Origin of the sequence: Micromonospora sp. S4605 (genome assembly GCF_003176715.1) — a bacterium.
GTDB lineage: Bacteria > Actinomycetota > Actinomycetes > Mycobacteriales > Micromonosporaceae > Micromonospora > Micromonospora echinaurantiaca.
Map to the genome: position 1 here is coordinate 1 of NZ_QGSW01000405.1, position 6,847 is coordinate 6,847.

Consider the following 6,847-nt stretch of genomic DNA (forward strand, 5'->3'; position numbering starts at 1 on the left):
GTCTGGCGGCCCGGACCGGCGAGCCGCCGACCGTCCCGTCCGGCTCCGGCGCCGGCACCACCGCCGTCCCCCGGCCGGCCGCGTTCGCGTGTGCGGCGGCGCCCCCGCCCGGGGCCGCGCCGGTGCCGTCGGTGCCCGCGCCGGCGGGCGCGTTCCGGCTGGTGGACAGCTGGACCTGGCACGTGGACCCGGCCGGCTACCGGATCGCCGCTCCGGTGGCCTGGCTGCGCTGGACCGACGGCGCGGCCACCTGCTTCCGCGAGCCGGACGGGGCCCGGGTGCTGAGCGTGGAGGCCGGCCCCCGGCGCGCCGACCCGGTCGCCTGGTGGCGGGCGGAGGAGCGGCGGCTCACCGGGGGCGGGTCGCTCCCCGGCTACCAGCGGTACGACATCGCGGCGCTGGACATGTTCCGGGGCGCCGCGATCTGGGAGTGCGCTTGGATCGGCGCGGCCGGCGACCGGGTGCACACCGGGCGGCTGCTGGCGAACGTCTCCGCCGACCGGGCGTACATCGTCTCGTGGCTGACAAAGGAGTTCGACTGGCAGGTCAACACGGCATACTTCGCGATGATCCGGCAGAGCTTCACCCCCCTGCCCTGACACCGTCCTCTGTGGACCCGTCCGGGTGATGCCCGCGCGGCACGGCTCTGAACTACAGTGGCGTAGTTTTGGCGCTCAAGATCCCTGGGGAGGGTGAGCCGAGATGATGGGACCGTCCCACGCGCTGTCCGGCGCGGCGGTGTGGCTGGCCGGGTCGTGGGCGCTGGACCACTTCGCCGACTACCACCAGTCCCCGCTCGCGCTCGCCGTCGGGACGGCGGTCTGCGCGGGTGGCGCCCTCTTCCCCGACCTCGACCTGTCCGGCAAGGTCACCCGCAACCAGGGCGGCGCCACCGTGGCCCGCACCTTCGGGGTGTTCTCGCTGTTCATCGCCGAGGTGATGGAGAAGATCTCACTCGGCGTCTACTACGCGACCAAACTCAGCCGCGACCCGCGCCGCAGCAACGGGCACCGCACGCTGACCCACACCATCCCGTTCACCCTGCTGGTCGGCTGGGGCACCACCGCGCTCTGCGCCGCGTACGGCAAGTGGGCGGTGATCGGCATCCTGTTCTTCATGATCGGGTTGGCGCTGCGCGGGCTGTTCGACGAGTGGGCGGAGCGGGCCGGCTGGGTGATCGTCACCCTGGTCTCCGCCGGCGCGGCCTGGTTCGTCGCCGCCAACCTCCCCGGCGGCCGGGGCTATCCGCTGATCGGCACCGCCGTCGGCGTGGGCTGCTTCGTGCACATCCTCGGTGACATGATCACCAAGGCCGGGGTGCCGATCCTCTGGCCGATCCCGATCAAACGCCGGATGTGGACGATGATCGGCCTGCCGAACAGCATCGCGCTGCGGGCCGGCAGCAAGACCGAGGTGGTCGTGGTGCGCGCCGCGCTGACCGTGATCGCGGTGCTGGCTGCCGCCGGGCTGGTCGCCCCGTCGGTGCTGCACCGCTTCAACATCCAAATATGACCGACCGGCCCGCCCCCGCGACCGGCCGGACGCCGTTGTCCGGGGCCGATGACGCCGAGGTGCCGGCGTTCTGGCGCGGGCTGGGCCTGCCCGGGCTGGCCGACGTGCACGTGCACTTCCTGCCGCCCCGGCTGCTGCGCCGGGTGTGGGCGTACTTCGACGCGGCCGGGCCGCTGGTCGGCACCGAGTGGCCGATCCGCTACCGGTGGAGCGACTCCGAACGGGTGGCGCACCTGCGCCGGCTCGGCGTCCGGGCGTTCAGCGCCCTGGCGTACGCCCACAAGCCCGGCATGGCGGCGGAGCTGAACCGGTGGACGCTCGACTTCGCCCGCACCACCCCGGGCTGCCTGCCCTCGGCCACCTTCTTCCCGGAGCCGTCGGCCGGCCGGTACGTCGCCGACGCGCTGGCCGCCGGTGCCCGGGTGTTCAAGGTGCACGTGCAGGTCGGCGGGTTCGCGCCGGCCGATCCCGCGCTGGACCCGGTCTGGGGGCTGCTCGCCGACGCCGAGGCGCCGGTCGTGGTGCACGCCGGGCACGCCCCGGTCGGCACCGCGCACACCGGGCCGGACCCGTTCGCCGCGCTGCTCGCCCGTCACCCCCGGCTGACCGCGGTGGTGGCCCACCTGGGCGCGCCGGACTACCGGGCCTTCCTCGACCTGGCCGAGGCGTACGAGCGGGTCCGGCTGGACACCACCATGGCGTTCACCTCGTTCTTCGACCGGTTCGTGCCCTTCCCCGCCGACGAGCTGCCCCGGCTGCGGGCGCTCGGGCTGGCCGGCAAGGTGCTGCTGGGCAGCGACTTCCCCAACATCCCCTATCCGTACGCCGAGCAGTTGGCCGGGCTGGCCCGGCTCGATCTCGGCGACGACTGGCTGCGCGCGGTCTGCTGGCACAACGCCGCCGCCCTGTTCGAGTTGGACTGACCCGCGCTCAGTCCAGGGCGGTGGCGGCCCAGCGGACCAGCAGCTCCAGCACCGGACGGCGGCCGGCCATGATCTCGGCCTCGTCCCGCCGGTCGTAGGTCTGCCCGGTCGGGCCGCCCAGCCGGGTGAGCATCAGCGGGGCCAGCCAGACGTACTTGGCCGCGCCGGTGAGCCGGATCGCGCGGGTGACCGTCGCCGGGTCGACCGCGCGGCCCAGGCCGGCCCGGTACCCGTCGAGCACGATGGCCGCCACGTCGTCGAGCAGCGCGACGTCGACCAGCCCGTCGAGGAAGGTGTCCAGCACCAGGTTGGCCGCGTCCTCGCCGATCGGGCCCGGCCCCACCCCCGACCAGTCGAGCAGCACCGGACCGGCGTCGGCGAAGACCAGGTTCATCGGCCACACGTCGTGGTGGCAGAGGGTGCGCGGCAGCCCGTCGGTGGCGGCCAGCACGGCGTGCCGCCGCTGCCAGAGCCGGCGCAGGGCCGCCAGCAGCGACGCCGGCCAGGCGGCGACGGCCACCGGGTGCTCCCAGGGCACCGGTTCGGGCACCGGTCGGCTGAGCGAGTAGTCGCGCAGCCAGTCCCGGGCCAGCCAGTCCGGCGTCCGGTTCACGGCGGTGCGGGCCGCCGGGTCGGCCAGCCAGCGGGCGTGCCCCGCGCCGAGCCGGTCGGCCACCTCGCCGAGATCGGCTGCCGTGCAGGAGGTGCCGGGCCGGCCGGGCACGTCGGTCAGCCAGAGCGCCACCGTCCCGTCCGGCCGGTCGTCGACCGCGAGCGGCGTCGGAGCGGCCAGTCCGGGGTACGCGGTGGCGGCCAGCCCGCTGCGGTACGCCTCGACCTCGCGCCGCCAGTAGTTCCAGTGGCCCGGGTCGGTGCTGCCCGCCCAGTGCGTCGGGCCGGGCCGGCCCGGCGGGGCGAGCAGCTTCAGCACGGCCGGCCGCCCCTCGCGGCGGGTACGCCAGATGCCGCCGGTCACCCCGTTGAGGGTGTTGTGGGTCAGCGACTCGGCCGGCGTGTCGGCGGGCACCAGGTCGACCGGTGGACGTGCCACGCCTACGAGGTCACACCCTCTCCGGTGACGGGCGCGGCCGGCGCGGACCGGAGCATCCGGCGGCCGAGCACCCGCTCGGCCCACCGGCCAGCGCGGACGGTCAGGGTGTAGGCCAGCACCGGGCACACCACGGCGAGCGCGGCGAGCACGCAGGCCAGTACGACGCCGGCCGGGGACCCGTCGGTGGCCAGCCCGACGCCGGCGGCGTACAGGGCCGCCAGCAGCATCGCCACGGCGGTGCCGGTCAGCGCGCCGACCAACGGGGTGCGCCGCCGCCGGGCCGCCTCACCGAGCAGCACCGCCGGCGCGAAGAGCAGCGGCACCAGGACGGCCCCGAGCAGGGCGGCGATCACCAGCAGCATCGGCCCGGCCAGCGGGCCGCCGGGGTCGGCGCCGGTGACCAGCGCGTAGCCGAGCAGGGCCAGACAGCCGACCAGGGCCTCGGCGGTGAACACCAGCCAGGCGGTCAGCGCCCCGGCGACGTGCCGACCGATCGCGACGTACATCGGACCTCCCCCCGTGCGCGGCGCGGACGCCGCCCGGGGTGACGATATCCCGGCCCGACCGGCCGCGAGGGTAGCGGACCCCCACCCGCGGCCGCGTGGCCTAGACGCCGACGCGCTGGGGTGGGACGGTGAGGCCGTAGAGCGCCATCAGCTCCGGGGTGTCGACCCGGCTGCCGTCGGCGACCGAGTCGCACGAGATGTCGACGATCTGGTCCTTGTGCGCCAGCAGGTAGGGTCGGGCGCCGACGTCGGCACTGGCCAGGGTGGCGATGCCGGACCAGTGCCGGCGGCCGAACAGCATCGGGTAGCCGCGCAGCCCGCCGTAGGTGGCGCAGACCAGCACGTCCGGGAACGGCAGGGCGACCACCCGGCGCACCGCGGCGGTGGTCAGGCCGGGCATGTCGACCGGCACCACCACGACCGCCTCGATCGCCTCGTCGTCCAGCGCGGCCAGGCCGGCGCGGATGGACGACCCGACGCCGGTCCCCCAGGCCCGGTTGACCACCACGGTGGCCCCGGTCAGGTCCGCCGTCTCGCGCACCTGGTCGGCCGCGGCGCCCAGTACGACCACCAGCGGGGCGCAGCCCGCCTCGGCCATCGTGTCGATCATCCGGCTCACCAGCGGCTTCTCGCCCTGGTGCAGCAGGGCCTCCGGGCCACCGATGCGGCGGCCGCCGCCCGCGGCGATGATCATTCCTGCGATCCGGTTCAGCGCTGCGCCCCCTTTACCGTGGAGCGGACCGTGGCCCAGGGGGCACGGCCCGCTCCGTCGTACGGACATCGGGAGCAACGAGGAGGGGGCGGATCGGGTAGCGGGGCGAAAAGGGAAAATAGTGCAACCGTTATTCACCGGACCGATCGCCATAAGCTGAGCCGGTGGTCAGCGCGGGCGCGGCCGGCGGTGGTGCGCCGCGACGGATCCGCCGCCCGCGTCGGCCGAGGGTCAGTCCGCGTCGGCGTAGCAGTCGACGATGGACAGATCGAGCGGGAACCGCACCGGCGTGTCGCCGAACAGCAGCGTGGTGGCCCGCTCGCCGGCCCGGCGCACCGCCTCGGCCACCGCCCCGGCCAGCTCGGCCGGACAGTGCACGATCACCTCGTCGTGCTGGAAGAAGACCAGCTCGGCGTCGCTGCCGGCCAGCTCGCCGCGGAGGGTGGCCAGCAGCGTGGCGGCCCACTCGGCGGCGGTGGCCTGGATGACGAAGTTGCGGGTGAACCGGCCCCGGGAACGCGCCGCCCGGGCCCGGGTCGACTGCGGGTCGGCCCCGGCGTCCGGGTCGCCCTCCTCGCCGTCGGCGAAGCCGGCCGTCCCCGGTGGACAGGTACGCCCGAGCCAGGACCGGACCAGCCCGCCGGCCTCGCCCGTGCGGGCCGCCGCCTCGACGTAGCCGAACGCCGTCGGGTAGCTGCGGCGCAGCACCGCCAGCGCCGGCACCGCCGCGCCGCCGGTCTGCCCGTACATCGCGCCGAGCAGGGCCACCTTGGCGCGGGCCCGGTCGCCGCCGAACGCGTCCTGGGCCAGTGCGGCGTAGAGGTCGCCGGCCCCGCCGGCCGCGGCGAGCCGGGCGTCGCCGGAAACCGCGGCGAGCACCCGGGGCTCCAACTGGCCGGCGTCGGCGACCACGAACCGCCAGCCGGGATCGGCCACCACCGCCCGCCGGATCACCTTCGGGATCTGCAACGCGCCGCCGCCCCGGGTCGCCCACCGGCCGGAGACCACCCCGCCGGGCACGTACTCCGGCTGGAACCGGCCGTCGCGCACCCAGGCGTCGCGCCAGGCCCAGCCGTGCGCCGTCCAGATCCGGTAGAGCTCCTTGTATTCCAACACCAGCGGCACCGCCGGGTGGTCCACGCCGCGCAGCACCCAGGCCCGGGTGTTGGGCAGCTCCACGCCGGCCCGAGCGAACGCCCGCAACAGCTCCGCCGGGGAGTCGGCGTGCAGCTGACGTACGCCGAACGCGTCGGCGATCCGGGCGGCCAGCTCGGCCAGCCGGCGGGGTGGACCACCGACCGGGGACGGCTCGCCGAGCAGCTCGGCGAGGATCTCGTCGTGCACCTCGGCCCGCCAGGGCAGCCCGGCCGCGCCCATCTCGACGGCGATCAGCGCGCCGGCCGACTCGGCGGCGACCAGCAGCCGGAACCGGCCGGGATGCTCGGTGGCGGCGATCCGGGCGAGCTGGTCGGCGTACACCTCGACCAGGGCGTCGAGGCCCGGCCCCGGCGGGCCGGGCAGGGTGTCGAAGAGCGCGTCCTGCCCGTGGCCCGGCGGCGCGGCCGGACGCGGCGGCGGGTCGGCCGGCACCGGGGCGCCGGTGCGTCGGGCCCAGGCGGCGGCGAGCGAACGCGGCTCGCCCCAGCGGCCGGCGTGACCGAGCAGCAGCGCCTCGGTCAGCTCCACGTCGTGGCAGCGCTCGACCCGCACCCCGGCGCGCAACAGGGCCGGATAGACGCCCGCCCCGGACGCCCAGACCCACCGCGGGTGCTCGGCGCGCTCCCGGGCGGCGACCGCGGCGGCCAGCTCGGCGGCCGGCTCGACCGGGCCGAGCGTCTCGTAGCCGACGAACTCGGTCGAGATGGTCTGCACCTCGACGCCCGTGGGCTCGGCGCCGTCGGCCTGGAACGACACGTTCTGGTGCGAGCCGAACGTGATGTCGTCGGCGCTGAAGACCAGCTGCTGGTCGGGGAAGCCGTAGGTCGTGACGCCCTCGGGCACGCTGATCTGCTGCGCCTGGTCGTCGTAGCGCACCTCGACGATCGTCGCCTCACCGGAGTTCGTGAACGTCACCGAGAGGTTGAGCGCGTCGCCCTCGGGCTCGCCGATGAGCATCGCGTTGTGGAACTCGACGGTGCCGGTC

The 6,847-nt window shown here is 75.6% G+C and carries 6 protein-coding genes and 1 pseudogene; 3 read left to right on the forward strand and 4 right to left on the reverse strand.

Annotated features, from left to right (window positions below):
• The 3 genes and pseudogenes from DLJ47_RS36045 to DLJ47_RS32215 form a co-directional block, all read left to right on the forward strand.
• Positions 1-599 (forward strand): annotated as a pseudogene (locus DLJ47_RS36045) (hypothetical protein); the annotation flags it as partial.
• A gap of 103 nt (positions 600-702) precedes the next feature.
• Entirely contained in the window at positions 703-1,512 is an 810-nt protein-coding gene (locus DLJ47_RS32210) for a metal-dependent hydrolase (protein ID WP_109905725.1), read from the forward strand.
• A complete protein-coding gene (locus DLJ47_RS32215; RefSeq protein ID WP_109905727.1) occupies positions 1,509-2,435 on the forward strand; it encodes an amidohydrolase family protein in 927 nt (308 codons plus the stop codon). The genes DLJ47_RS32210 and DLJ47_RS32215 overlap by 4 nt, the downstream gene beginning before the upstream one ends.
• 7 nt (positions 2,436-2,442) lie before the next feature.
• Here the strand turns inward: DLJ47_RS32215 and DLJ47_RS32220 are convergent, their stop codons facing one another.
• The 4 genes from DLJ47_RS32220 to DLJ47_RS32235 all read right to left on the reverse strand — a co-directional run bounded on the left by DLJ47_RS32220 (position 2,443) and on the right by DLJ47_RS32235 (position 6,819).
• Positions 2,443-3,486, reverse strand: coding sequence for a phosphotransferase (locus DLJ47_RS32220; protein WP_109905729.1), 1,044 nt, complete (start codon positions 3,484-3,486; stop codon positions 2,443-2,445).
• 2 nt (positions 3,487-3,488) lie between these two features.
• On the reverse strand, positions 3,489-3,992 hold the full coding sequence (locus DLJ47_RS32225; protein ID WP_109905731.1) for a hypothetical protein: 504 nt from the start codon (positions 3,990-3,992) through the stop codon (positions 3,489-3,491).
• A gap of 100 nt (positions 3,993-4,092) precedes the next feature.
• On the reverse strand, positions 4,093-4,686 hold the full coding sequence (locus tag DLJ47_RS32230) for a nucleotidyltransferase family protein (protein ID WP_109905733.1): 594 nt from the start codon (positions 4,684-4,686) through the stop codon (positions 4,093-4,095).
• A gap of 249 nt (positions 4,687-4,935) precedes the next feature.
• Positions 4,936-6,819, reverse strand: a complete 1,884-nt coding sequence (locus DLJ47_RS32235) for a bifunctional 3'-5' exonuclease/DNA polymerase (RefSeq protein WP_233258139.1) — start codon at positions 6,817-6,819, stop codon at positions 4,936-4,938.
• Between the last annotated feature and the right edge of the window lie 28 nt (positions 6,820-6,847).

Bases quoted from the DNA above. Each gene is read 5' to 3' on its own strand.
- DLJ47_RS32235 (WP_233258139.1), bottom strand. From the start codon at position 6,819: ATGCTCATCGGCGAGCCCGAGGGCGACGCGCTCAACCTCTCGGTGACG.
- DLJ47_RS32225 (WP_109905731.1), bottom strand. From the start codon at position 3,992: ATGTACGTCGCGATCGGTCGGCACGTCGCCGGGGCGCTGACCGCCTGG.
- DLJ47_RS32230 (WP_109905733.1), bottom strand. From the start codon at position 4,686: ATGATCATCGCCGCGGGCGGCGGCCGCCGCATCGGTGGCCCGGAGGCC.
- DLJ47_RS32210 (WP_109905725.1), top strand. From the start codon at position 703: ATGATGGGACCGTCCCACGCGCTGTCCGGCGCGGCGGTGTGGCTGGCC.
- DLJ47_RS32215 (WP_109905727.1), top strand. From the start codon at position 1,509: ATGACCGACCGGCCCGCCCCCGCGACCGGCCGGACGCCGTTGTCCGGG.